The 25,202-nt window shown below is 36.7% G+C and carries 16 protein-coding genes; 5 read left to right on the forward strand and 11 right to left on the reverse strand.

Annotated features, from left to right (window positions below; translation table 11 throughout):
- Positions 1–169 precede the first annotated feature (169 nt).
- Positions 170–1,096 (reverse strand): alpha/beta fold hydrolase, encoded by a 927-nt coding sequence (locus MUB18_RS17465; RefSeq protein ID WP_248754051.1) that lies wholly within the window; start codon positions 1,094–1,096, stop codon positions 170–172.
- Between the two features lie 326 nt (positions 1,097–1,422).
- The gene (locus tag MUB18_RS17470) at positions 1,423–1,983 is read right to left on the reverse strand and encodes a hypothetical protein (protein WP_248754052.1); all 561 of its coding nucleotides are present in this window, start codon (positions 1,981–1,983) and stop codon (positions 1,423–1,425) included.
- Positions 1,984–2,113: 130 nt separating this feature from the next.
- Here MUB18_RS17470 and MUB18_RS17475 point away from each other — a divergent pair, with 130 nt between their 5' ends.
- Complete coding sequence (locus tag MUB18_RS17475; protein ID WP_248754053.1) at positions 2,114–3,193, forward strand: hypothetical protein; 1,080 nt, start codon at positions 2,114–2,116, stop codon at positions 3,191–3,193.
- A 94-nt stretch (positions 3,194–3,287) separates the two neighbouring features.
- Here MUB18_RS17475 and MUB18_RS17480 read toward each other — a convergent pair whose 3' ends face one another.
- From MUB18_RS17480 to MUB18_RS17495, 4 genes are all read right to left on the reverse strand, one after another.
- Positions 3,288–5,756, reverse strand: a complete 2,469-nt coding sequence (locus tag MUB18_RS17480; protein ID WP_248754054.1) for an SEL1-like repeat protein — start codon at positions 5,754–5,756, stop codon at positions 3,288–3,290.
- Between the two features lie 461 nt (positions 5,757–6,217).
- The gene (locus tag MUB18_RS17485; RefSeq protein WP_248754055.1) at positions 6,218–6,436 is read right to left on the reverse strand and encodes a hypothetical protein; all 219 of its coding nucleotides are present in this window, start codon (positions 6,434–6,436) and stop codon (positions 6,218–6,220) included.
- A gap of 12 nt (positions 6,437–6,448) precedes the next feature.
- Positions 6,449–6,709 carry a hypothetical protein gene (locus MUB18_RS17490; RefSeq protein WP_248754056.1) on the reverse strand — a complete coding sequence of 87 codons (261 nt, stop codon included), beginning with the start codon at positions 6,707–6,709 and terminating at the stop codon, positions 6,449–6,451.
- A gap of 137 nt (positions 6,710–6,846) precedes the next feature.
- The gene (locus MUB18_RS17495) at positions 6,847–7,479 is read right to left on the reverse strand and encodes a hypothetical protein (protein ID WP_248754057.1); all 633 of its coding nucleotides are present in this window, start codon (positions 7,477–7,479) and stop codon (positions 6,847–6,849) included.
- Positions 7,480–7,946: 467 nt separating this feature from the next.
- Between MUB18_RS17495 and MUB18_RS17500 the strand changes: the two genes are divergently transcribed.
- A complete protein-coding gene (locus MUB18_RS17500) occupies positions 7,947–9,221 on the forward strand; it encodes an ATP-binding protein (protein WP_248754058.1) in 1,275 nt (424 codons plus the stop codon).
- 131 nt (positions 9,222–9,352) lie between these two features.
- Here MUB18_RS17500 and MUB18_RS17505 read toward each other — a convergent pair whose 3' ends face one another.
- The 5 genes from MUB18_RS17505 to MUB18_RS17525 all read right to left on the reverse strand — a co-directional run bounded on the left by MUB18_RS17505 (position 9,353) and on the right by MUB18_RS17525 (position 16,765).
- The gene (locus tag MUB18_RS17505) at positions 9,353–9,736 is read right to left on the reverse strand and encodes a hypothetical protein (protein WP_045753424.1); all 384 of its coding nucleotides are present in this window, start codon (positions 9,734–9,736) and stop codon (positions 9,353–9,355) included.
- A 167-nt stretch (positions 9,737–9,903) separates the two neighbouring features.
- Complete coding sequence (locus MUB18_RS17510) at positions 9,904–10,914, reverse strand: NAD-dependent epimerase/dehydratase family protein (RefSeq protein ID WP_094772616.1); 1,011 nt, start codon at positions 10,912–10,914, stop codon at positions 9,904–9,906.
- A gap of 64 nt (positions 10,915–10,978) precedes the next feature.
- Positions 10,979–11,554: a Crp/Fnr family transcriptional regulator gene (locus tag MUB18_RS17515; protein ID WP_248754059.1), complete on the reverse strand. Its 576-nt coding sequence runs from the start codon at positions 11,552–11,554 to the stop codon at positions 10,979–10,981.
- 113 nt (positions 11,555–11,667) lie between these two features.
- A complete protein-coding gene (locus tag MUB18_RS17520; protein ID WP_248754060.1) occupies positions 11,668–12,393 on the reverse strand; it encodes an energy transducer TonB in 726 nt (241 codons plus the stop codon).
- Positions 12,394–12,700: 307 nt separating this feature from the next.
- On the reverse strand, positions 12,701–16,765 hold the full coding sequence (locus tag MUB18_RS17525) for a hybrid sensor histidine kinase/response regulator transcription factor (RefSeq protein WP_248754061.1): 4,065 nt from the start codon (positions 16,763–16,765) through the stop codon (positions 12,701–12,703).
- Positions 16,766–17,191: 426 nt separating this feature from the next.
- Between MUB18_RS17525 and MUB18_RS17530 the strand changes: the two genes are divergently transcribed.
- The 3 genes from MUB18_RS17530 to MUB18_RS17540 are packed head-to-tail and all read left to right on the forward strand — an operon-like array spanning position 17,192 to position 25,182.
- Positions 17,192–20,356: a SusC/RagA family TonB-linked outer membrane protein gene (locus tag MUB18_RS17530; protein WP_248754062.1), complete on the forward strand. Its 3,165-nt coding sequence runs from the start codon at positions 17,192–17,194 to the stop codon at positions 20,354–20,356.
- An 11-nt stretch (positions 20,357–20,367) separates the two neighbouring features.
- Positions 20,368–22,278: a RagB/SusD family nutrient uptake outer membrane protein gene (locus MUB18_RS17535; protein ID WP_248754063.1), complete on the forward strand. Its 1,911-nt coding sequence runs from the start codon at positions 20,368–20,370 to the stop codon at positions 22,276–22,278.
- Between the two features lie 36 nt (positions 22,279–22,314).
- Positions 22,315–25,182 (forward strand): SusC/RagA family TonB-linked outer membrane protein, encoded by a 2,868-nt coding sequence (locus tag MUB18_RS17540; RefSeq protein ID WP_248754064.1) that lies wholly within the window; start codon positions 22,315–22,317, stop codon positions 25,180–25,182.
- The last annotated feature ends 20 nt before the right edge of the window (positions 25,183–25,202 follow it).

Consider the following 25,202-nt stretch of genomic DNA (forward strand, 5'->3'; position numbering starts at 1 on the left):
GTCTGAGGGTTATGGCCAATAATCTAGTCATAAATGTCTTCAAGCTGTGCATGCGCACGTAGGATCCGAGTGGCTATGTCAATTTTATAATCTTAGTTTAAGAAAAAAAATAGTCTCTGGGTTGTATCATTAAGATTGGTCAAACAAAAATGCGTGTTGTTAGTACTTATTATTTGATCCACTTAACAACCGTGTCTATAAATTCTTCCTGTTGGTCAACAAACAAATAATGAGAACAATTATCAATAATTTTGAAATGCTGATCCTGTATGATTTGCTTCATATCACTGAACTGTTTTTCTGAGAATATATGATCCTGCTGTCCGTAAATAGCAAATAACGGAACCTGCTTTTTTAGCTTCTTTAAAATGGGTTTTGTATCGATATTATTTTTGTTTTCATTTTGATAGAATAAAATGGGTGCACGATCATTTCTGATATTATTTCTGCCGTACTCACCTCGTTCATATTCTTCTCTAATTTCATTGGCTTCTTTTGTTGGAAATGGCATTTTGAAATAATTATTCTTACTTGCGATTTCATAACATTGCTTCCTGTACTCAGCAGAATTTTTAGATAGTTTCTGTATTTCTGAAATTTCATAAAGCATCGAACTGTCTTTTTTTGCTAGATAATATTTTTGGGTAGTTCCTAAGATATGGTCATACGTTTCTTGTTGAGAAAATAAAGCTCCAGCAAGTATGAGTGATGTTACTTTTTCCGGATTTTGCTCTGTAAAAAGCGTTCCTACTAAACCTCCAAAACTATGTGCAATTAGAGTAGCTTTTTTGATGCGATACTTTTGGTACAGATTATTTAAATCAGCAATCGCTTCACGATATGTGAAAGTTGCAGTTGTATCAATAGAGCGCCCTTCCCCACGTCGATCATAAACAATAACATAAAATCCTTTTTCTGCAATTTTAAGCGCAGTTGTTCCTTCAAATAGTGTTGAATTTCCTCGCGGGCCTCCATGAATGAAAATAATCGCTGGATTTTTACTTTCTCCGTATGCTTTAGAATAAATAGTGGTGGTCTGCCCATACATACACTGGGCTGTAAACACACAGCATAAGAACAAAATAATTCGTTTCATGTTAAGCCAATGGATCAATTAAATAACGGAAAATAAATAGAATACAATGATACTTGTTTTAGATGGGTTTCCAAATGCTTAGTCCCACTATTTATCAAAAATAAAAATGCAGACAAATAAGCACAGTCCATCTGTATTCTATTTACGATCTGAATCAAGAGTCTTTATATATATTCACAAAATCATCATCTTCGACAAAAATCACTTTCAGATATTGGATATGTGATAAAAACGATGAAGTCAAAAGATCACAGGAGTAGATACTGACAATCTGCTTATCAAAGTCATCAATTGACAATATGTTAAAATCCATGAACACGACGCGATTATCCGTCAAAATCACCACAGTCATGTTCTTTAAAAAGAGGCAAAGCTACTTTGGTGGTAAAATACCTCGCTATTCTTTTATTTTTTAAGGCTATTTTCTGACCGTCAATCACCAATTCATAGACAGGCGCAGGATCGAGTTTGGTTAAAATAAAAGTGTGCTCTGCAGTTTTGAAAATGGTTTTGTTTTCTTCAATAGCGGTTGAGAAAGCATCAATTTCAAAAATATCTTTTTCATCGCAGACATTGGTCCATATCATTTTATTCTCTGTCACCGATAAACGCGCTAAGTCACAGGCATAGCAGTTGCCAGAGAACTCCATTCCGTATTTTTCATATACATTCGTACTCATACTATCCAGTATATCGATAGGTAGCAATGCAGAAAGATCATTCGGTAGCTTTCTTTTTGTTCTCATACTCTTTTCTGATAGAGATGCAGAAGCTGTATCCGCGTGGGCATGTGAGACAACTCTTTTATCTGCGTTCTTTTCTTGAACAGGTGAACAGGAAGTCAGCAAAGCCAGCATTACGGAATAATTGATCATTACATTTTTCATATGCATATCATAATTTTTAGTCCTCAATTTATCGTTTTTAAAATTGTGTAAAATATGAGCGACAACAAATCCCTACTTTCAGCGATATTCACCCACTTTAAATAGTGATATCTTTGTAAAAAGATAAAACATGAAAACTTTATATCCATTCTTGCTTTCATCCATGCTTATATCTTTTTTAGGATGCAATCCTAAAAATAAAACCACGGAAAAGAAGCAACATCAAGCTGAAGTTACGCAGAAAATCATAACATTTGATCAATTCAAAAAGATAAAAGGTGTAGATAATATACAAGATGTACCCTTTCAATTATTCACCAAGCTCGATTCTATCCATTTTTTTGTAGCGCCGAGTAAAGATGCAGATCGCCTGAAAGTAGCTTGCAAGAAGCTGGATAATTACTACGGCTTTGAAGAGTTTGATGACTTCTACGCCATTCATTTTAGCATTAATAACAATATTTCAAACAGCATTGAAGCTTTTGTTCTAAAGTCAGAATTCACAGCCTCATTTGACATGACTTTAAAAGGTGTAAATCTTGATGAAATCAGAAGCAGTTTATTGAAAAAGTCTCAAGATTTTAAAAATAAATCATTTCGAAAATTCGGGACAATAACAGAAGTGTCTGAACAGGAATTTAAAACAGCTACTCAAAAGCGGATCGATGAAGTTTTAGTGAAAAATCCACAAGTAAAACTTAAAGATGGGAATTGGATATATAAGGAAAATGCAGAAGAAATCATGATCGTACAGCATGAGAATATCACGACAGAAGACGGAATTTTATCAAATGAATATATTGGACTGTCCCCTTCCCTGAATTTAGAAGTTTTCAAAGAAAATTCGCCAGAAGTATACGATTTGTACTATTCGTTTTATAGTGTCAAACCCGAAGCTAAATTTAAAACCTTTACTGGTGGGTATCCACAAATTATCCCGAGTAAAAAATGGATTTCTTATGTCAATTCGAACCATGATGTAGGAAGTGATTTTGCGATTAGCAAATACGCGGAGCAAGTTTCTGAGCAAGAAAATCTGTTGTATATTAACTTTACCAACTTCAAAATTGCAGATCAGACAAAAGCTTTTTGGACAGATAACGAGACTTTTTATACCGAAGTTTATCCTACAAATTCAGCTCCTTCAAAGGGTAAAAAACAAAAGGCATCTTACATAAAAATTCAATTGAAGCCTAATCTACTTGAGTAAAAAGAAATATCGTTTTATATGATAAGATAAACCCCTAAAACTAGGGGTTTATTCATTTCTGTAAGATATTAATAGCATGCAAATGCCCTATGTATTAAGCGATTTCAAAGCCCTGTGCTTCGGCGAATGATTTCCATTTCTGGAATTTATGTTCGTTTTTAAAAGTTGGGTCATCCCTATAGTAATACAGCAAACGTTGTGTGGCATATTCGTAAGCACTGTATGCGTTGGCTTGTTCATAATACATGATAGCTTTCTTCAAATCTGCTTTTACTCCCATACTATTTTCGTATAGGATACCATAATATATACCCGAATAAGAACGATCATAATCTTTCTTGAGGTAAATCAACAGATTTTGATAATCTCTTAATCGATAATAGATTTCTGAAATTTTATCGTAATTATAATAGTATTTTTTTTCTGCTTGCTGATAGAAGTTCAAAGACTTACCATAATGCTGCTTGACATGTACCCCAAAGTAGTACAAATCACCCAAATTGCTAAGTGCCATTCCATCTCCTAGCTTTGCAGCTCTTTCGTAGGCCCGAATTGCTTTCTTTATGTTAAAATCGTAACCGATCCCATTTTGATATAGTGCCCCAATATTATTCCATGCTATAGGATGGTTTTGTTGCGCTGCTTTTTCATAATAGCTGATACCTCTTTGCGGATCAAACAAAGACTCAATTTCAGGATCGGTGAGCAATAACCCTATTGCTGTCCAACTGTCTACATCATTTTTCTGAGCAGATATTTCAAATAGACGAAGTGCCTCGTGGTAATTTTGATCCTCTTTTGCTGCGAAAGCCATATTTTTAATAGTTTCAACATCCATCAATTGCTCACCATTATATCCTGTTTGCGCATTCCAACGATTATAAAAGAAAATAAAGTATTCTAAATCTTTTCCCCTAAACGAAAAGCGATTCACGTAGATGTTACCATATTCCTGAGCTTCAACTTGATGAATGCTTTTATCTTCCTGCACCCGAAACAAGTTCGTTCCTTGATATAGAAATAACAAACCTTCGTCCGTTCTATAATTCAAAGGATTAGAAATATAGTCATATAGCTCGACTGACAGACCGTTTTCGAAATCAAAAAGTTGATAGAAGTCTTTTTTTTGAATAGCTAAAAAGCCATTTTGCAAATAATGAATCTGAGTAATCGCTGCTTGAGGCGCAATCAACCAAATGTCAATATCGGCATCAAAAAGCCCCAATCCCGTCTTAGATTGAAGTATAAAAACGTTCTTTTTAGTTCCGCTATTAGTTTCTGTTTTAACCTGAGTGATACAATCATTTTCAAGTAAAAACTGATGTTTTGCAGCATGATAGAATTTCCAACTTTTTTCTTTACGAATAGCCAATACATCAAAATTGTCAAAGAAAATAAGTTGATCTGCATCCGTTAGTATAAGATTGCCCTTATCATCGATCAATCTACCTTTCTTATTTCCTTTATTCGGTTTGACCCAGAAGCAATTAGCTGCCCGGATGATCTCTGCCTCTAGAAAATCACCCAGATAATACCCTTCTTTTGTATAATATTTTCGTTTATGATTTTCCTTTTGTCCCGTAAAAAAAAGATCTTTATCATAGTCATATACATACGGTCTTGCGCTCTCAACAGGAAGAATAAGCCCATTTTCATCGTTATAAACACCAAATCTTCCAGCCGCCTCTACACCTAAAAATCCATAAGCCACGCTTTCGATAGCATCATAATCAGGAGGAACTAACCAAGTATTAGAATACACTTTTAAAATCCCCCAGTTCCCATTCACTTTTACTTCACCTAAAGGTTCACGTGCAAAATCGAACACATCAAGGGCCTTCTCATAAATTGGAGGAACTAATTCTTTCCCATCTCGCTGCAAGTAACCGTACAAACCCTCTTTTTTAACCAGCGCTATCTGATAGATAAGATCTGATTCAAAAATCTCATCATACACCGCTGGAGCCAAAATAACACCCTTTGCATCGCGCAAGCCAAACTTACCTGATTCTTCAAAAATAAAAGAGACAGCTTTCTGAAGAGCCACCTCCTCAAAATAACCCAATCCGTAATTGATCCAATCGGTTTGTAAAATATCGAGAAATGAGGCGTAACCTCTTTGTGAAAATAAACTGTCTAACACAGAAAGTTTTTGAGTCTTCACAGCCTTTTTGTATAATTTACCTTTATGTTGTATATCCAGCAACCACTCTTTTACTTGGACCTCATGCTTTTCTTCGTTCATATTAAAAACATCTGTCGCATTTAAGACAAAAGAATCATAAGGTAAAGCTTCCAAAAATTCGAACATATGGTTGACGGATTCGTAGTATTTTTTTTTATAATGCAACTGATAAGAGTCTGCCAGCAAGTTAAAAAAGTAACGTAGCTGCACAATACCTTGTTCTTTGTTTGCAATCAGCTCAACCCCCAGCACTTTGACATCTTCGGCCAATAGTGGATAGAGTAACAATGGAATTTCGTAATTCCACTCACCAAGATAAGTATCAAACGTTTGATTCGTTTTTTGATCGTAATTGTATAAATATATTCGATGTGCCATGTATTCAATTTACGCCATTATATAGATTATAAAATCCCTATTTACCGTGATTTTGTTGACAGTTCTAGGAGCTATATCCATCAGTAGCTACACTAAAACGACTTTTCTAGACATCATAATGCAACGACTGGCAGTCACAGCATGAACATTTAAGTACCAGTATTAGAAATGCTATTTTCTAATGAGCTGTAGTAGATCACCTGTTTTCACCAGATCAAATGACATGACTTTAATGCATATTTTGCGTCAAATTACTTTTTATTTTATCGAGTCAAACCACAATCTGATTAAGATTAACAATTATTTTCATAGCTTCTACTTTACGAAGGTTTATTTTACTCATATTTATAACATAATATTCTGCAACAAAAGCCTTCCATCAAAATCGTTAATAGCATTCAGGCCAATATTTATCAATTAAGCTGTATACATGGATAAATTTTATTGGCTATTTTTTATCCCTAGAACAAATCAAGATATTCTTTCTTCAATGATTTATTTTGTATCGCTTCAATGAAAGAAGTAAAACTGTTCGATACAAGTACTGCTTCTTCAAATTCAGGTTCATCACCATAATAGATTTTTCCAAAATTTTCTTCTGAAACATTGATCGCAAAATAGCTATAACCTTTTTTAACAGATAGAATAATTGGTATATGTTTATTCCAGAAATTTTTCACCTCTTGTTGAATTTAAACATCTCCATCAAAGGCGTCTAAGGATTGAATTTCAAATTCATTCCATTTAAAATCATTTTCATCGTTTGTCTCATTAAAATCTGCAATACTGTTAAACCATGTGGTATCCGATTGATTCGTGAGCAGGGAGTATGTTTTTAAAAAAGCTAGATAATCATTCGGCAGGTGCGAATATCGTGTCTGAAATCTTTTATTTAAAGTTTCATGATCCGATTTCTTAGTAATAAACTGTAGATGTTGACTCAATAAGTTCATAGTTTTATTTTCAGATATTTAGTTTTTGCAAAGAAATTAAAAGTTTGTTGAGTGATAAGCTTTAGATTGTTAAATCAAATTTATTCCGAAATGTTTTTATCCAGCTTAACCAATTATCGGGTCGTTTCATATGTCTTTTAGTTCATCTGATTTTTGGCATCTTGCAATAATTTTTCGGCCTTCAGTCTGATCTGTTTTGGCAATAGATTGAAATTTGCATCTTTTACTTCCCGATATTGATCTTCTTCCTGAAACGGAATCCAACACGTAATTTTTGATTTTGAAAATGTTTTACCACTCCTATTGGTATAAACAATCACTTTCAGTGGCTTAGCATCTAATCCATCTGATTCTTCAAAATAAGTAAGGTAGAACTCAGGAAACCCATCCTTATTTGCATCGCCAACTTCACAGTAGTTGATCAGAAATTTTGGTTGTGCCAGTCCTTTTGCAAAGTCTTTAAAAGTTATTTTTGGAATTAATCCACCATGATCTTCCAGAAAAATACCCGCGTGTAGATCCTTGGGATGATCGTCAAGATAAGCAGGTTGCGTCGCTTTGCTTTCGTTCAAAAACCAGACATAACTTCCGTAGTTGGGAACAAATGATCGGACAATCATCAATGGATTTCCTGGCAATGGATTCCCAAGATCTTCAATAATTTCATCAAACTTTCGATCTGAAGAAAAATATGCTGCTGTTTGAATCTGTGCAAAAGATGATAAACTGAAAATACTAGCAACAACGGGTAATAGAATTCTGAAAATCATAGTTATCGTATTTTGAATTAATGATGTAATTCACTTTGTATATTCTGCCCAAATACCTATCAATATAGTAATAAATAGTGTATTCCGAATGAATATTAGCATAGACTAATCCATCCGAATGATGGGATGTATAGGCTATTTGTTATTATGCTTAAAATTTTATTCATCTTATGGATCAATATTAATGAAAATCTAAGATGAATACTATCCCAGTTATCAGCTATATTTTAGGGCGATAAATTTGTTTTCAATTGACTTTTGAATAGGTGCAGTGATCAATAACTTTTATTTTACAATAATTGATCATAGATTTTAGTAGATACAGACACAGCAAAATCCATCAAAAATGATTTATTTAACACCATTAAAAATAAAGATTTAAAAACCAACAACAATACTAAAATTATTAGCTTAAAAGTTTTGATTTCCTCCTTTATTGTTGTACTTTTAATCAGATGCCCCTCATTATGAAGAATAAGACCAAGATTACAAACGCAAGTATAGAATCGGCAGGTTTGCCAAAAGACGCTAAGCATGTTATAGCAGAATATATCTGGAATGGATTTGACGCTAAAGCCACAACTATTTCCATTGATATAGCAAATAACGAACTCGGATTTATAACGAGTATCAGCATCCGTGATAATGGAGAAGGAATACAACAGGAAACATTGGAGTATTCATTCGGTAATTTCCTAGATTCTCTGAAAAAAAACAAGTTAAAACGCAGTTCCTATACACGAGGAAAAAAAGGTAAGGGTCGCTTTTCTTTTTCTCTTTTTGCCAACCGCGCAACGTGGCAAACTACTATAAAAGTAGATGATAAACTGATTTCTTACCGCATACGCATAGATCGTGATACGAAAGAACAATACGATATCAGCGATATCAAATCATCTGCCCAGAACAAAGGGACAGGTACAACCGTAACATTGGAGGGCATATTTGGTTTGACAGCTGCAACACTCGACTCAGTAGAGTTCACAGATTTCCTAGCGCAGGAATTTGGATGGTATCTACATCTCAATCGCGATTGGGGCTACCGCATCCTCTTAAATGGAGAGCTGCTCAATTATGACAACTTGATCCAAGAAACGGATAGTACCACGTTTACCCTTTACAGTATTCAAGAGAATTCCTATCGTTTTCAGGTTAATTATATCCGCTGGAAACAACAGATCGGAGACCGATACTATTACTATTTCTTAAACAGCAGCAAAACCGAAGTCGCCAAACTACTGAGTAGCTTTAATAATAATGCAATAGACTTTCACCACTCGGTATATATTGACTCGGCTTTTTTCGATCATTTCGAACAAGATGATATCGCTTTATCTTCAGAAAGCAATCTTTTCAGTGAAAAGGAACAGCAGGTGATATACCGTAAGCTATTGGCTGAATTACGCGATTTTTTAGATCGCAAACAGAAAAAGTATATCCGCGAACAAGCCGTAACGGTAAAATTAGATGAGCTGCAAAAGAAAAACCTCCTACCCCATTACAATGATTCAGATTTAGATATAAAGCGGAAAAAGGTTTTATTGGCCCTCATACAGGAACTATATATTGCCGATCCTCGAGCTTTTGTAGGTATTAAAGCAGATCTGATACGCACATACCTCGGACTTCTTGACCTGATCCTACAAACAGAGCGTAAACAGGATATATTGCCACTATTTGAAAATGCCATAGCGCTATCAGATAAGGAAAGAGAGGCGATCAGAAAATTACTTGAAAAATAAAACATCTTCTAAGGTAGATGATCATTTATCGTCCACCTCAGAAGATGTGATAGGGTTGCAGATTACTTGATTTTTTCAGCTGCCACAGGCTATCCTTTTATAATACTAAAACATCAACAGAGTGATGATCCTTACCTAGACCAGTTGAAGGGTTGTGTACAAGGGTCACATTCAAATTTTAACACTTTACCTAAACTTTTTGCTTTCGGACCTTTTTTCACAAAGACATACGCCAAATCCAAATATTCTTCAACTTCCTGCCCGCTTTCGTCTCTGCCTTTTAATATCACAGAGTAATACTTCCCATCACTATCTTTTTTGTAAAACACTTCATTAACAGTAACTTTTTTTGGCATTTCATTATCGCAACAGCTACACCATAAAATAACTATAGGTTCTTTTTTAAGATAAGTAACGGCTTTCTCGGCTTGCTTCTGTGTTAAAGCTTGAAGTTGATCTGCTTTTGAAAGGAAAGCAGTAAAAAGCAATAAAAAAAGTAAAAGAGTCTTTTTCATATATAATAATTTTCAGTTTTAAAGAATTCGACAACAAATACTATGCCTTTGATGCAATAAATTATTTTAAATTGAAAAAGACAAACGCTTATATAGACAAATATGATGTGAGCTGGACAACGTCTTACTGTTTTCCATCTAAACTGAGCATATTCCATATCAGAGAGTTACAGCAGATCCTGATGTTCCATCAGGTAAGCTAAAGCCTCTTTGACTGCTTGTTCACTACTTTTCGGATTGAAACCTAATTCGTTTCTTGCCTTGGAAATATCAAAGTCCTGTTGAAGACCAGAGAACATAGCGATATCTTTGGTAGTGATAATGGGGGCTGTGCCCCGCAATTTTGCCGAAAACTGCATCAATCCAGCAATACTATAAAGCACAAATTTAGGGACAGTTGCTGGAATATGAAGTTTAAGTTCAGGATAAAGTTTGTGCGCCAGTTTGGTTGTATCAGTTATGCTCATACACCTTTCATTGGCAAGGATATAACGCTCTCCCGATCTTCCTTTTTCTGCAGCTAGATAGCAACCTTCTGCCACATCTTTAACATCTACCCAATTGAGTGCGATACGGGTGTCTACAGGAATCTGTTTTGCTAAAATCAATCTTAAAATACGATAGGAAACATTGAGCGGTTGAATGGCCTCGCTACCAATCATCGCCCCTGGCATCACCGAAACCAATGCTATACCCAATTCCTTTGCCAGTTCAAAAGCTAATTTTTCACCATCATTTTTGGAATTATAATAGGTATCCCGCCGATCAGGATTATAACCGTTGCTTTCTTTTGTTGGTAGATGGCTGTAGTCTAATGCTGCTATAGAACTTACGTATACAATTTTTTTGACTCCAGCTTCTGCTGCAGCTTCTATAGTATGGCGAGTTCCTAGCATATTCACATCGTAAATTTCCTTTTGTGGATCTTTAGCCCATAATTTGAAAGCCGCCCCTACCGCATAGAACGTATCCACACCTTGCAGCGCCCTCTTAAAAGATTCCTTATCGGTGATATCTGCCTGAACGACCTCACAGTTCAGATCCTTGAAATACGATCTGTTTTTCATATTACGTACAGATGCCCGTACTACAAAACCCTTTTTTATTAATAATCGTACTAAGTTATTGCCCAAATGCCCGTTAGCTCCGGATACCAATACCAATTTTTTAGTTGTCATGTTCGTTGATTTTAAATGATAGGTCAAAGTTCAGCCTTATACATGTCAAACCACTTCACAAATGTTACCTAATGATCTGTTTGCGGATCCGGCTCAAACTTTTAGGATTCATACCTAGAAAAGAAGCGATATATTGCATCGGAACGTTTTGCAACAACTCTGGCTGCACATCCATCAATCTCAAATACCTTTGTTCAGCGGTGAGTGTAGCCAACTCTTTGGAACGTTTTTCATTATAAGAAAGAGATTGCTGAAACACATAGATGCTGAAATCTTTAAACGATGGTATTTCTTTTATTAATAGATCAAGATCTACCTTGGTTATACGCAAAAGTTCACATTCAGTAATACATTCAAGATTTTCTTCAGAACGGGAGCCATTGTTAAAATGGGCATAGGAGGTAATAAATCCTGGAGGACAATTGATATGTGTCGTCACTTCATCACCCTTATCATTATAGTGGAACAAACGCAAAAAGCCTGACACTACATAATAGAGATAAGCAGGAACCTTCCCTTCTTCTTCGATGATACTGTTTTTAGGATAAAAAACCGGTTCCATAAACCTCCTGCACAGCTCCTGTTGCTGGGCAGAAAGCCCAACATGCTGTGTAATCAGTTCGATAAGTTGTTCGTGCATATTTTCATTCTCAATAGTCTATTGTTATGCCTGCAAGGATATTAATTTTTCCACGGATTACCCTTTATTCCGAACAATAATAAATTCTGTGCTCTAACCATCAATCCATATCTTTACTTGATGCGAATGGGTATTGTATAATTAACATTTACTTCCATTCCTTGTAATTTAGCTGGAATCCAATTTCCCATTTTTTGTATCGCACTGACAAGCTGCTCTCTGAATTTTAGAGGAACTTGTTCAGCAATCCTAAAATTTCTCGTTCGCCCATCCCGATCAACCATAAACGTCACCGAAATAGATTCACTCGATATACCCTTTATAAGATCGTAAGAAATGTTCAGATTTTCATAGAGCCCCCTCATAAATACCTGCAAACCCTTAGGATATGTTGCCATACTTTCCATATTTTCTTGAAAGTATAGCACAATATCTCCATTTTTTTTAAACCTCTTTCCCTGAAACAATAAATCATCATGATATAATTCTTCGTAAAAAGTACCCATATTCCATCCCGACCATTTACCTTCTTTCTTATTATTCTTCAATTCACCTTCTATATAAGAATCTCCTGGACCCGAAATTCTTAAAAATCCATTCCCTCTCTTTACCAGATAATTACCAATAGAATCGAGATACAATAAATAAAAAGGATGGGTGTCTGTCGTTCCAGAAAACATTTTTTTTCCAATTTCCTGATGGACAACGATCATTTTTAATTTACCATTTGGATAATAATAGTAAGAGGAATCAATAGGTTCCGAATATTCATCAAAACGTTGCAAACTTTCTAAGTTCCCATTAGGAAAATAAGACACAAATTCGCCCGTATATTTCACACCAAATTCAAATGGATGATTAAAGTTATAGCTATAGCCATTTGATTTTAAAGAATCTGTTTCGGTATAATAATGAACAATATTATATAAATCTAATGAATCACTTCCGTATGGAATTATCTGTTGATAAGAATACGATCCGATCTTAGAATCTATAATTTCTCCATTACTGTTAAAGTAAGTATATGAGGTATCCAGATCATCAAATTTCTTTATATTAGAACAAAAATACTATCAATAAATATCAATTTTACATCTAAAAAGTTTAATTCTTTATTATATATACTTGGTAATATAAGAAAGACCATTATATCACATTATTCTTTTGTGCTTGAATATATTCAGAAGGAGTCATTTTATACTTTGCCTTAAATACTTTGGTAAAATAATTAGGATTTGAAAAACCAGTTTCATAAGCAATCTCAGATATGGAATTGCTGCTTTTTTCTAATAAAGTAGCAGCGCGCTCTAATCTTACGGAACGTATAAAATCAACGGGACTCATTCCTGAAAATTCAAGCAACCTATTGTACAGGGATGTTCTGCTTATAGATAAGTGATTGCTCAATAGCTCAACAGACAGTTGCGGGTTATCCAAGTTTTCATGAACATATTCAAATACGCTCTGTAAAAACCTTTCTTTCTCAGAAAGGACTTCCACTTCAGGGGACACAAATGATAACTGTTTGCTATATGCATCTTTAAAAGCTTGATTTAGGAGCAATAGACTATTAACTTTTGCCAATAATACTGCCGTGTCAAAGGGTTTTGAAATATAATCTACTGCGCCTGACTCAAGACCGCAGACCAATCCATTTTCTACTCTGGAAGCTGTCAACAATATAATTGGAATATGTTTAGTCCGTTTATCCCGAACTAATTTCTGAGTCAATTCCATACCATTCATGATGGGCATCTGTACATCCGAAATGATCAGATCGGGATGATGAAAGAGGGCTTTCTGCCATCCTTCTTGCCCATTTGAAGCTTCGAAAATTTGATATAAAGAATCCAGTCGGCTTTTTAGAAAACCTCGAAAATCGTCATCATCCTCTACGATCAACACCACTGGACGAAGACGAATGTGCGGATCAGCAAGATCTTGCTCTCTCGGGGTATCAGACTCCGAAATCTCATCATGTACAATCTCCATTTTTTCCAAAAGAAGATCAAAAGAAAAGGAACTCCCAAATCCGGGCTCACTCTCCACATACATCTTGCCGCCATACATCTTAACAAATGAATCTGCAATTGACAAACCGATACCAGATCCTTGATTCAAAATATTAGCTTGCGTATCGTGTTGATAAAAACTATCAAAAATAGCTTGATGAGACTCCTTTGGAATTCCGACGCCATCATCCTTAACCATTATTTTTACTTTGATCATATTGCCTGCTTCTTGTACTTCAACGGACTGGATATGGACAGAAATATTCCCTCCTTTTTCAGTAAATTTAAAAGCATTCGACAATAAATTAAATATAATACGCTCTATTTTATTATGATCGAAAGAAGTTAATATATGGTCTTCACAGGTCATAAAACGATAGTTGACTTCCTTTTGAATGGCCATGTCACTAAAAGAATCATACATATCTTTGACAAATGCCACCAAATCCCCTTTCGTATTATGGAGCTTCAATTCATTTTCCTCCATTTTTCTAAAATCGAGCAACTGGTTGACCAGATTGAGCAAGCGATGAGCATTACGTTTTATAAGCGCGATCTGCTGAGAAGTTTCCTTATCTTTTTCCTTAAGCAATAAAATATCAATTGGCCCCGTAATTAACGAAATCGGAGTACGAAATTCATGACTCAAATTTGTCAAAAATTTAATTTTCATCTGATCCAGCTGATGGAGATTGTCTGCATTTCGACGTTCCTGCTCTAACGCAAACTTTTGTTTGAGTTGACGCACGCCTCTACTTCTCAACCAATATAATCCGACTAAAATCACGATAGCATAAAACACAAAGGCATAACCTTTTAACCAGATCGGCGGCGCAACATAAACTACAATAGACTTAATTTCTTCATCCCAGATCCCATCATTATTGCTCGCCCTTACTTCAAAAGTATAGGTTCCAGGATCTAAATTGGTATAATAAGCAATATGTTCCTTACCCGCTTTTATCCAGTTTTTATCAAACCCCAACAATCGATACTCATATTGATTGTCCTCAGATACCGTCATGTTTAATGCAGCAAATGCGATCGAAAAGTTTTGCTTATACTTTAGGGAGATCTTTTGAGCAGTTAATAATGATTCAGATATAACACCACCTTGAACAGGACTTATTACTTTATTGTCAATCTTTAATTCTGTTAATACAGGTTTAGATCGGTTATTATTAACTTTCAGATTATTGGGATAAAAATGATTAAATCCTTCCTGACCACCAAAATATACCTCCCCATCCGATAGCGTTAGTCCCGCCCCCAACATGAAAGCCCCCTCTTGCAGCCCGACCGAATAAGCATAATTTTTAAATATTTTTTGCATTGGATCATAACAGCTCAATCCTTTATTTGTACTAAACCATATTTTCCCAGCCTGATCCTCGACGATACTCTGTACGACATCATTGATCAAGCCATCACGTTCAGATAGCGTTTTAAATTGCTGATCACCTTTTTGCAACAGCCCTACTCCATTCCCATTGGTGCCTGCATACACATTTCCAGAGCGGTCCGTATAGATCGATAAGACATAATTATTAGGCAAAGCGTTTGTACCTTTATTATAATACGATGTTTTACGGGTATATGGATTATAAACACAAATCCCAGCACCATACGTGCCTACCCACATTTGTCCCTCATGGTCTCTTCTCAAAGCGCGAATAAAATCTGCCGAGGGACTGATCTCATCTGCTGTCGGATTATCAGAACGACGGAATTTTTTGACAAGACCATCTTTAGACTGTATCACATTTATTCCGCCGCCATTGGTCCCGACCCATATATCTCCGTAGATATCTTTCTCCAAACTAAAAACTTCGCTATTATTCAATTGATTATCACCAGGTCCTGTCAAATATTGTGTACGGGATTTCGTTTCTAGATCAAACTTAATCACGCCCTTACCAAAAGTTCCCATCCATATTTCGCTAGCATGATCACCACTTTTTAACGCTAATACTGTCAATTCTTTATCTCCAGTTGGAATAGCGGATAATCGATCAGAAGTACGGTCGTACATATACAATCCACCTCCATCTGTGCCCACCACAACATTGTTTTTATACGGCAGAAATGAAGTGATCATATTAATCTCCTTATTTTCATTACCATAGCTGTCTATTGTCTTCAAGTTAAATTGGTTCAAGTTGACATCAAACTTATTCAGCCCCCCCTGCACCGTTCCGACCCAATATATTCCAAACTTGTCTAGATATATAGAACGAATCGATTTATGACTGATACTTCTGGCATTTCTAACATCTCGATTAAAAAATTTAAGTTCAAAATTGGTGGTATTTAATACGCCTAAACCATTATCAGTTCCGATCCACAGTCCCCCTTTTAAATCTTTGGCAATACTATAAATGCGCTTACTGCCTAATTTAGCACCTAATGTTGGCTGAAATACAGAAAATTGATCTTCATGATTACCTTTATACACAATTCCTTCCAGAGAAGAAACCCAAATACGCTTATGCTCATCCTCCTCAATACAAGTCAATTCCAGCAGTTGACCATGAGATGCGAGGAGGTGTTGCACAGCATAACTTTTACTATCTTTCAGATTAGCGCTAAACTGATAGATTTTATTTTCAGCCGCTACCCACATCCGTCCCTGACTGTCCCTAAAAACATAGCGGGATGTCAACTTTGTAAACTTCTTTTCGATAGCTCCATACGGAGCACCTAGTGGTTTATGAATATCTTTAACATTAATGATAAAGAGCCCACCATATGAGGTCACCCAGATATTACCTGCGACATCCGTATGAATTGCTGTTATTGCCGTACTTAACCAGTCACCTTTAGCATTTCGATCATAACTTACTATTTTGTCCAATTTACGATCATAGTAGCTTAAGCTTCCGCCATTAGTACCTATCCAAACCCTTCCCATCTCATCTTCACATAGTGCAGTGATGTGATTGGATTTTAAACCAGCTTCAACATCTGCGTTATAACGATAAACTTTAAACGTATAACCATCAAATCGATTTAACCCATCTTCTGTTCCAATCCATAAAAAACCATAACTATCTCTATAGGTACTAAACACGGTATTAGAAGATAAGCCGTCTTTTATTGTATAATGTTCAAATGAATGAGGTAACTCTTGCGCATTAGAAACAGTGCAAAAAATAAATGTAATGATTATTAAAAATTTGCACTTGAATAAATTCAACATATTTATGTTTAATAAGTTAACTGGTTAAAGGTTTACAGCAACACTTTTTATAAATATCACCATACTCCTAAACTATCAAAAAAAATAGATTATTTGATCATTTAAGTACAATTTTAACATACTTACTCATCATTTGAACATTCTTACCTCCACAAGAATGTTACATCAACTAGTTTTGGATTAATAATTATAAACCAACCACCAAGGATAATTTTCACTATTTGTTATTAGATCTAACCAACCTAATGAACAATCGAAAACAATATGCTTGGCATTTATAAACCATTTAGATGAACAAGATTATGAGCACAAAAAACAGTACTTAGCAATCCATGATGAGAAGTAGCTATCAACGCTAATGAACCCTTCTGATAGGGTAAGCCAATTAATGATTTTAAACCAATTTATCTAATCAATTAAAATATTATGATGAAATATACCATCACACTTATTTGGTATGAGAAAAGACTATGGGGTATTCTCCTCCTTCATATTACATCGCTTCTTATCCTAATGCTCGGAACAAGTCCGTTATCTGCACAAGAATTAAGACAAATACGAGGTACCGTTGTTGACCAGAAAAAACAAGCTGTTGAAAGTGCATCTGTTAGGGTGAAAGACGGAAACACTGGAATATCAACAGATATCAATGGTGCATTTTCTATTCAAGTACCTAAAAACCGTAATACACTAATCATATCCAAAATTGGATATACGACGACAGAAGTAAATATTGGCAACAAAACTGAATTACAGATCGTACTCAACAGTTCCAATATCGATATCGATGAGATTGTGGTTGTCGGTTACGGTACACAGAAAAAAGAAACTGTCGTGGGCGCCGTAACACAAACGACTGGCAAGGTGCTAGAAAGAGCCGGAGGTGTATCCAGTGTCGGAGCTGCCCTGACGGGTAACGTACCGGGAGTAGTTACCACCGCCAGTACAGGCATGCCCGGAGAAGAAGATCCACGTATTGTGATTCGCGGACGCAGTACTTGGAATAATACAGATCCCTTAACGATGGTCGATGGTGTAGAACGTCCATTGAGCAGTGTCGATATCAGTTCGATTGAAACGGTATCGGTACTAAAAGATGCCACCGCTACTGCCGTTTATGGTGTACGTGGAGCCAACGGAGTTATTCTGATTACCACCAAAAGAGGTCGAGAAGGCAGAGCATCCGTAAGAGGTACAGTCAATAATATCGTTAAAACGGTATCCCAATTACCTGGGAAAATGGATTCATATGATGCCATGATGCTACGCAACCGTGTTATCGAAAACGAATTGGCACTTTCTCCCAATAGTTGGATTTCTTACCAACCACAAGACCTGATCAACAAATACCGTTATCCTGCCAATCTAGAAGAAAAAGAGCGTTATGTCAACACCAATTGGGCAGAGGAGCTATTCAAGGGACATGCTTTCTCGCAAAATAGCAATCTTAATATTGCGGGGGGTACTAATTTTGTAAAATACTTTGCAAGTGCTGATTATTTATACGAAGGTGATATGTTTCGCGAAAATGATAACAATCGCGGTTACAAACCCGGTTATGGTTTCAACCGCTTAAACATGCGATCTAACTTAGATTTTCAGCTCACGCCAACCACCAAATTTTCAGCAAATCTAGCAGGATCGCACGGAAGAAGAAAAAGTCCTTGGGGTGGAGGAAATAATTACAGCTATTGGATAGCGGCTTATACGGTACCTCCAGATGTTATTTACCCAAGATACGCAGACGGCACATGGGGATTTTACAAGCCTGATTCACAAGTAGGTATCAACTCTGCACAAGCACTGGCTACATCTGGAGTAGAATTGACAACTACCAGTAAAATAACGTCAGATTTTATCTTAGAGCAAGACCTTAAAATGTTTGTAGATGGTTTAAAAGTCAGAGGAAGCATATCGCTCGATAATACATTTGTCGAGTCCGGAAGAGGAGTTAACGATCTGTACAATAATGTACAAAGTAAATGGATTGACCCAGAAACAGGATTGGCCGTTTACGGCCAAAATATAGATAATAGCCGTTTTGACTTTGTGGAAGGGATCAACTGGGCTCAACAATCTGGAGCAGTAAATAATGGACTGACTTACAGACGCCTATTCTACCAGTTGCAATTGGATTATGCCACCCAAATAGCCAATGACCATAACATTACCGCTATGGGTTTGTTCAACCGAAATCAATATGCTACTGGAAGTATACAGCCCTTTTATCGCGAAGACTGGGTATTCCGTACAACCTACAATTACAAAGGAAAATATATGCTTGATTACAGTGGAGCTTATACTGGATCTGAAAAATTTGCCCGCGGGTATCGATTTGGATTTTTCAATTCTGGAGGTATCGGGTGGTTAATGTCTGAGGAAAACTTCATGAAAAATATTTCCTTTATAGACATGTTAAAGCTTCGTGCTTCCTATGGAGATATTGGAGATGACAATGTCAATGGACGCTACTTATACTTAACACAATGGTCTTATGGCGGTCAGTCGCATATGGGAACTGTTGGGGAAGCTCCAGAGCGCAGTACTTATATTTGGTACAAAGAAAATGAGTTAGGTAACCCAAATGTACGTTGGGAAAAAGTAAGAAAATTCAATTTCGGTACCGACTTCTCCTTTTTCAAAGGAATGCTATCAGGACAAGTGAATATATTCAGTGATAAGAGAACCGATGTGTTGATCACTGGAAATAATCGTGCAATACCCGACTATTTTGGCGTAGCAGCCCCTGCAGCCAACTTGGGGATCGTGACAAATAAAGGATATGAAGTAGAGTTTAAGTTTAATAAATCAATCAATCAACACTGGCGTTTATGGGGTGATATGAACTTTACACATGCCAAAGATAAAGTGATAGAAGGAGATAGTCCCGCATTATTGCCCGATTATCAAAAACTCGATGACAAGCAAATTAGCCAGACCTACACCCATGTCAGTGGCGGATACTATAATACTTGGGATGAATTATATGCAAGTACGATACATGACAATAATGATGCAAATAAACTACCTGGCAACTATCACATTCTGGATTACAATGGCGATGGATTGATCGATTCCAAGGATAATATACCGTATGCCTACCCGTCTACACCGCAAAATACGTACAACTTAACACTCGGATTTGACTGGAAAAATTTTAGCATCATGACCCAATGGTATGGTGTCAACAATGTCACCCGTCAGGTGGTATTAAACAGTTTCGAGAGACAGCGCAATTTAGCTTATTACGAAGGATCATATTGGTCCAAGGATCAAACAGATGCCGATGTACCCTTACCCCGTTGGCTAGCCACCCCGAGTAACTATACGCAGGGAAGCCGTTTTATGTACGATGGATCCTATATCCGATTAAAGACTGCCGAAATTGCGTACAACTTGACTGCTGAAAACAATTTTATCCGTCGTATGGGATTCCAACATATTCGCATCTTCCTCAATGGTCATAACCTTTTATTCTGGTCCAAAATGCCCGACGATCGAGAATCTAACTACGCCGGTACTGGTTGGGCTTCACAAGGCGCCTACCCTACCGTCAAACGTTTTAACCTAGGTGCCAACATTACTTTTTAATCGACATGATGATGAAAAAATATTTAAAAATTATAGTGTCTTTTGGTGTCATAGTTTCCTCTTCATACATGAGTTCCTGTAAAAAGTACCTCGATAAAGAAGAGCAATCTATTATCTCAGAAAAAGAAGCTTTTAAAAACTTTAATAATTTCCAAGGATATACCGAAGAGCTCTACCATTGTATTGTTAATTTCAGCAATCTCTACTATACAAATTCGTGGAACTGGGGAGAAGACGAGATTACCTCTACTGCTGGCGACTACCACTTTATACATAAGATTGATAATGGCAATTTTTGGGGCTGGCAGGCACAGCACGATGGTTGGGGTTCGGGATGGATGGAACAAAATGATTTTACAACAGAATTTTTAGGAGGAAACGATCGCAACATCAATAAAGATCTGTGGAATGCAGCTTGGTTCGGCCTTCGCAAAATCAGCATTGGTCTTGAAAATATGGATAAAATGACCGAAGCCTCTCAGGAAGAACGGGACCTTATTAAAGGACAGTTGCTTTTCTTTAGAGGCTGGTTTCACCATCGCTTGATGGAATATTTCGGAGGTATGCCTTATATCAATAAGGTATTGCCAAGTGATGAGAAACTCACCCTTCCCCGTCTAAATTATCATGAATGTGCAGATTTGGCAGCAGCAGATTTCCGCGAAGCAGCTAATCTTTTGCCCATCAATTGGGATGATACCAATCCGGGCAAAAGAACACTGGGGAAAAATGCTTTGCGCATCAATAAAATAATGGCTTTAGGTTATCTGGGTAAAAATTACCTGTGGGCAGGTAGCCCACTGATGAATTTTACGGTAACCGGTAGCCGCACCTATCAAGCAGATTATTGTAAAAAAGCAGCCGAAGCGTTTGGAGAATTGTTGTCGCTCACCGAAGGTGGACAGACTCCTTATAAATTGGTAGATTTTGAAAACTATCATCTCAATTTCTATACCATCAGTGAAAATTGGGCACTCCCAGGAAGTACTGAGGCCATATTTAGAGGTCCTTATAATGCGGGTAACAACACCCATTATGGAACCAGTAAGCAGTATATGCCAAGCTTAATCACCGAAGGCGATGCTCTCAAATTTGTCCCTACAGCCAATTATGTCAATTATTATGGAATGGCTAATGGTTTACCCATTAAAGATATCACACAAGCAGATGCAGAATCTGGATATGATCCACAATATCCATGGAAAGGACGTGACCCAAGATTTTACAATGATATCGTCTTTGATGGCGTTAAGGTTATAAAAGGTACCATACCTCCCAAGGATAGACCAGAAAATGAATACCGATATGCACAACTCTATACCAATGGATCTTATCGTAATATTCAAAATGGAAGCCGTACAGGTTACACGCTTCGCAAATTTATTCCATTAACAACAAATGATTATGACAGAGCTTTTGACTATGGATCCAATATGCATATCTATGTTCCTTATATGCGTCTGGCAGATGTCTACCTCATGTATGCAGAAGCGGCATCTATGGGAAATAATTCTGCTAATGGAAAATCGGCAAATTATAACAAAACAGCGGTAGAGGCAGTCAATATAATTCGTAAACGTGCTGGAGTCGCTGATGTAAACACGAAATTCTTGGCTTCTTCAGATGCCTTTATTGGTGAATTACGCCGCGAAAGAGCTGTTGAACTTGCCTATGAAGGACATCGTTTCAATGATTTGAGAAGATGGTTGTTACTTACAGAAAGTCCATACACCCTAAAAACTGCGCTTGAATTTGATAGGACGGGAACTTTCAATACAACTGACCCTACTCAAAACCGTGTGGTTAATATGAAAGAAAAAGTATTAGTAGAACGAAAATTTACAAGCAAGCACTACTGGCTTCCCTTAAAAGTATCGGATGTCAGTATGTACCCTGAATTTTCACAAAATCCCGGATGGTAACTCGAATGAGCGATCAATTCATAAAATTATGAGACAATGAAATATAAAAAATTAAAAATAGCATTGTGCCTGAGTATGGTCGGTTTGGGTACGCTTGACGCATCGGCATCTCGCTTATTTCAATATAAAAGCAATGCCCCAATATCACCAACAAGATTCGGATTAAAAGACACCCTGCAAACCGATACGACAGAGCTCATACAGGTGGCTTTTCGTAAGGTCAAAAAGCAAAATCTCATGGGCGAAATCCAAGCCATTAATCTTGCCCAGGTAATGGAAAAAAATTACACAACTTATAGTTTACAAAATTTAGATGCACTTGTTTCTGGATATAATGGAAATATCTGGGGTTCTTCTGGTTACCTACTATTAGTAGATGGATTCCCTCGTGATGCCGACAATGTCATGCCCACCGAAATTGATCAGATCTCGGTATTGAAAGATGCAAATGCAATCGCACTTTATGGTAGCCGTGCAGCAAAGGGTGTCATTTATATTACGACTAAGCGTGGAAAAGCTGGTAATCAAAAAATTAACATCCGTACCAATGCAGGGATCAATACCCCCATCAGTTATCCGAAATATCTCGGTTCTGCTGAATATATGACGCTCTACAATGAAGCAAGACGAAATGACGGGCTTCCTCATCTATATACACAGGATAATATTTATAAACATAGCACAGGAGAGAATCCCTATCGTTACCCAAATGTAGATTATTATTCATCAGATTACATTAAAAAAAGTTACAATCGATATGATGCTACAGCAGAAGTATCTGGTGGCAATGAAAGGACGCAATATTATACCAACTTTGGATTTTGGTCTGCTGGATCATTATTAAACTTTGGTGAGGCAGTTGACAATAATACTTCCAATCGCTTTAATATGCGAGGTAATATTAATGTTAAATTAAATAAGATCATTTCGTTAAATGTGGATGCAGCAGCGAGCTTCTATACATCAAAAGGTGTCAATGCAGATTATTGGGCGGCAGCTGCCACAGGCAGACCCCACCGCTTCTCCCCGCTCGTACCCATCAGCATGATTGAAGAAAGTGATGAAAACTCTTTGATTCTAGTCAACAACAGTAACTTTCTAGTAGATGGCAAATATTTATTAGGGGGTAGTCAATTGGACCAGACAAACGCATTTGCTAACATCTATGCCGGTGGAAGCAATAGACACCTCAATAGACAATTTCAGTTTAACACGGGGTTAGATTTTAATCTAAATGATGTACTGGAGGGTTTAACACTTAAAACGGCAATGGCTATTGATTATCAAAATCAATATAATCAATCGTATAATAATAATTATGCTGTATACCAAGCCAATTGGAACAACTATAATGGTAACGATCTCATCAGTAGTCTTACCAAATATGGAGACGACCGTATTTCTGGTGTACAAAATATAGGTGGGAGTGCCTACCGACAGACATTAGGCTTTACAGCGCAATTAAACTATGCACGTACATTTAATGAGCAACACCATGTGTCCGCGATCCTACTGGCCAATGCATTTCAGATCGGAGAGTCCGCTGAATACCATAAACAGAGCAATGCTAACCTAGGTTTACAACTTGGATATCAGTTTGCAAATAAGTACTATGTCGATTTTAGTGCTGCTTTACCACATTCTGCTAAATTACCAGAAGCAAAACGTAAAGCCATTTCACCAACATTATCGATGGCATGGCGTCTGAGTGAAGAAGAATTCATGAAGGGCAGCACGATCTTTAACAACTTAAAATTAAAGGCTTCTGCTGGTATTATCAATACCGATCTCGACATACAAGACTACTACCTTTATCAGGGATACTACACCTACAACAATGCCGCATGGTATAGTTGGAGAGATGGTCAACTGGTACACACTTTTGATCGTTTTAGAGGTGAAAACATGGATATGAGATATCCACAACGCCGGGAGATCACCTTTGGCCTAGAAGCCGGCATGTACAATAACTTGGTGACATTTAATGCCTCTTATTTCTATAACCAGATGCATGGAATGCTCGTACAGCCAAACACGTTATACCCGATGTACTTTATGTCCTACTGGCCTACCTATTCAGACATGCCATTTGTCAACTTTAATGTAGATGAACGCCAAGGTGTGGATTTTGGTTTAAATATCAATAAAAGCTTCAACAATAGTTTTATTTCTTTAGGAGTAACGGGTCTTTACTATGACACAAAAGCAGTAAAACGCGATGAACTGTATGAAAATGCCTATCAGAACAGAGCCAATAAACCTTTAGATGCAATCTGGGGACTTCAAAATGAAGGATTTTACAGAGATCAAGCAGATGTTGATCAATCACCTGTCAGTACTTTCGGAGAGGTAAAACCTGGAGATATTAAATATAAAGATCAAAATGGTGACGGAACAATTGATACCCGCGATGAGGTTTACTTAGGCAAAGCTGGTTGGGCAGGAGCCCCATTTTCACTAGGTTTTAACTTCACTGCTAAATGGAAAAATCTGACATTATTTGCTGTTGCAACAGCCAGATATGGTGGATATGAAATGAAAAACAGCTCTTACTTCTGGATGGATGGCGAAGATAAATACTCCATTATAGCACGCGACCGTTGGACAGAAGAAAATAAAGAAACTGCCACATATCCACGCTTAACCACTGGAAACAGCGACAACAATTTCCGAAGTTCAGATTTTTGGATGTATAAAAGCAATCGATTTGACTTATCTAAGGTACAGATTTCCTATGATTTCCCAACAAGTGTTTTAGGAAAGGGAATCGTCAAAGAACTCGGTATCTATACAAATGGTTATAATTTGATGACCTTTTCCAAAGAAAAAGAAACGATGCAACTCAACATAGGTGGTACACCGAGAACAAGATTTTTCAATTTTGGTGTAAAGGCCTTATTCTAAATTATCAGCGAAAAATAATT

It is taken from the genome of Sphingobacterium sp. PCS056 (genome assembly GCF_023273895.1).
GTDB lineage: Bacteria > Bacteroidota > Bacteroidia > Sphingobacteriales > Sphingobacteriaceae > Sphingobacterium.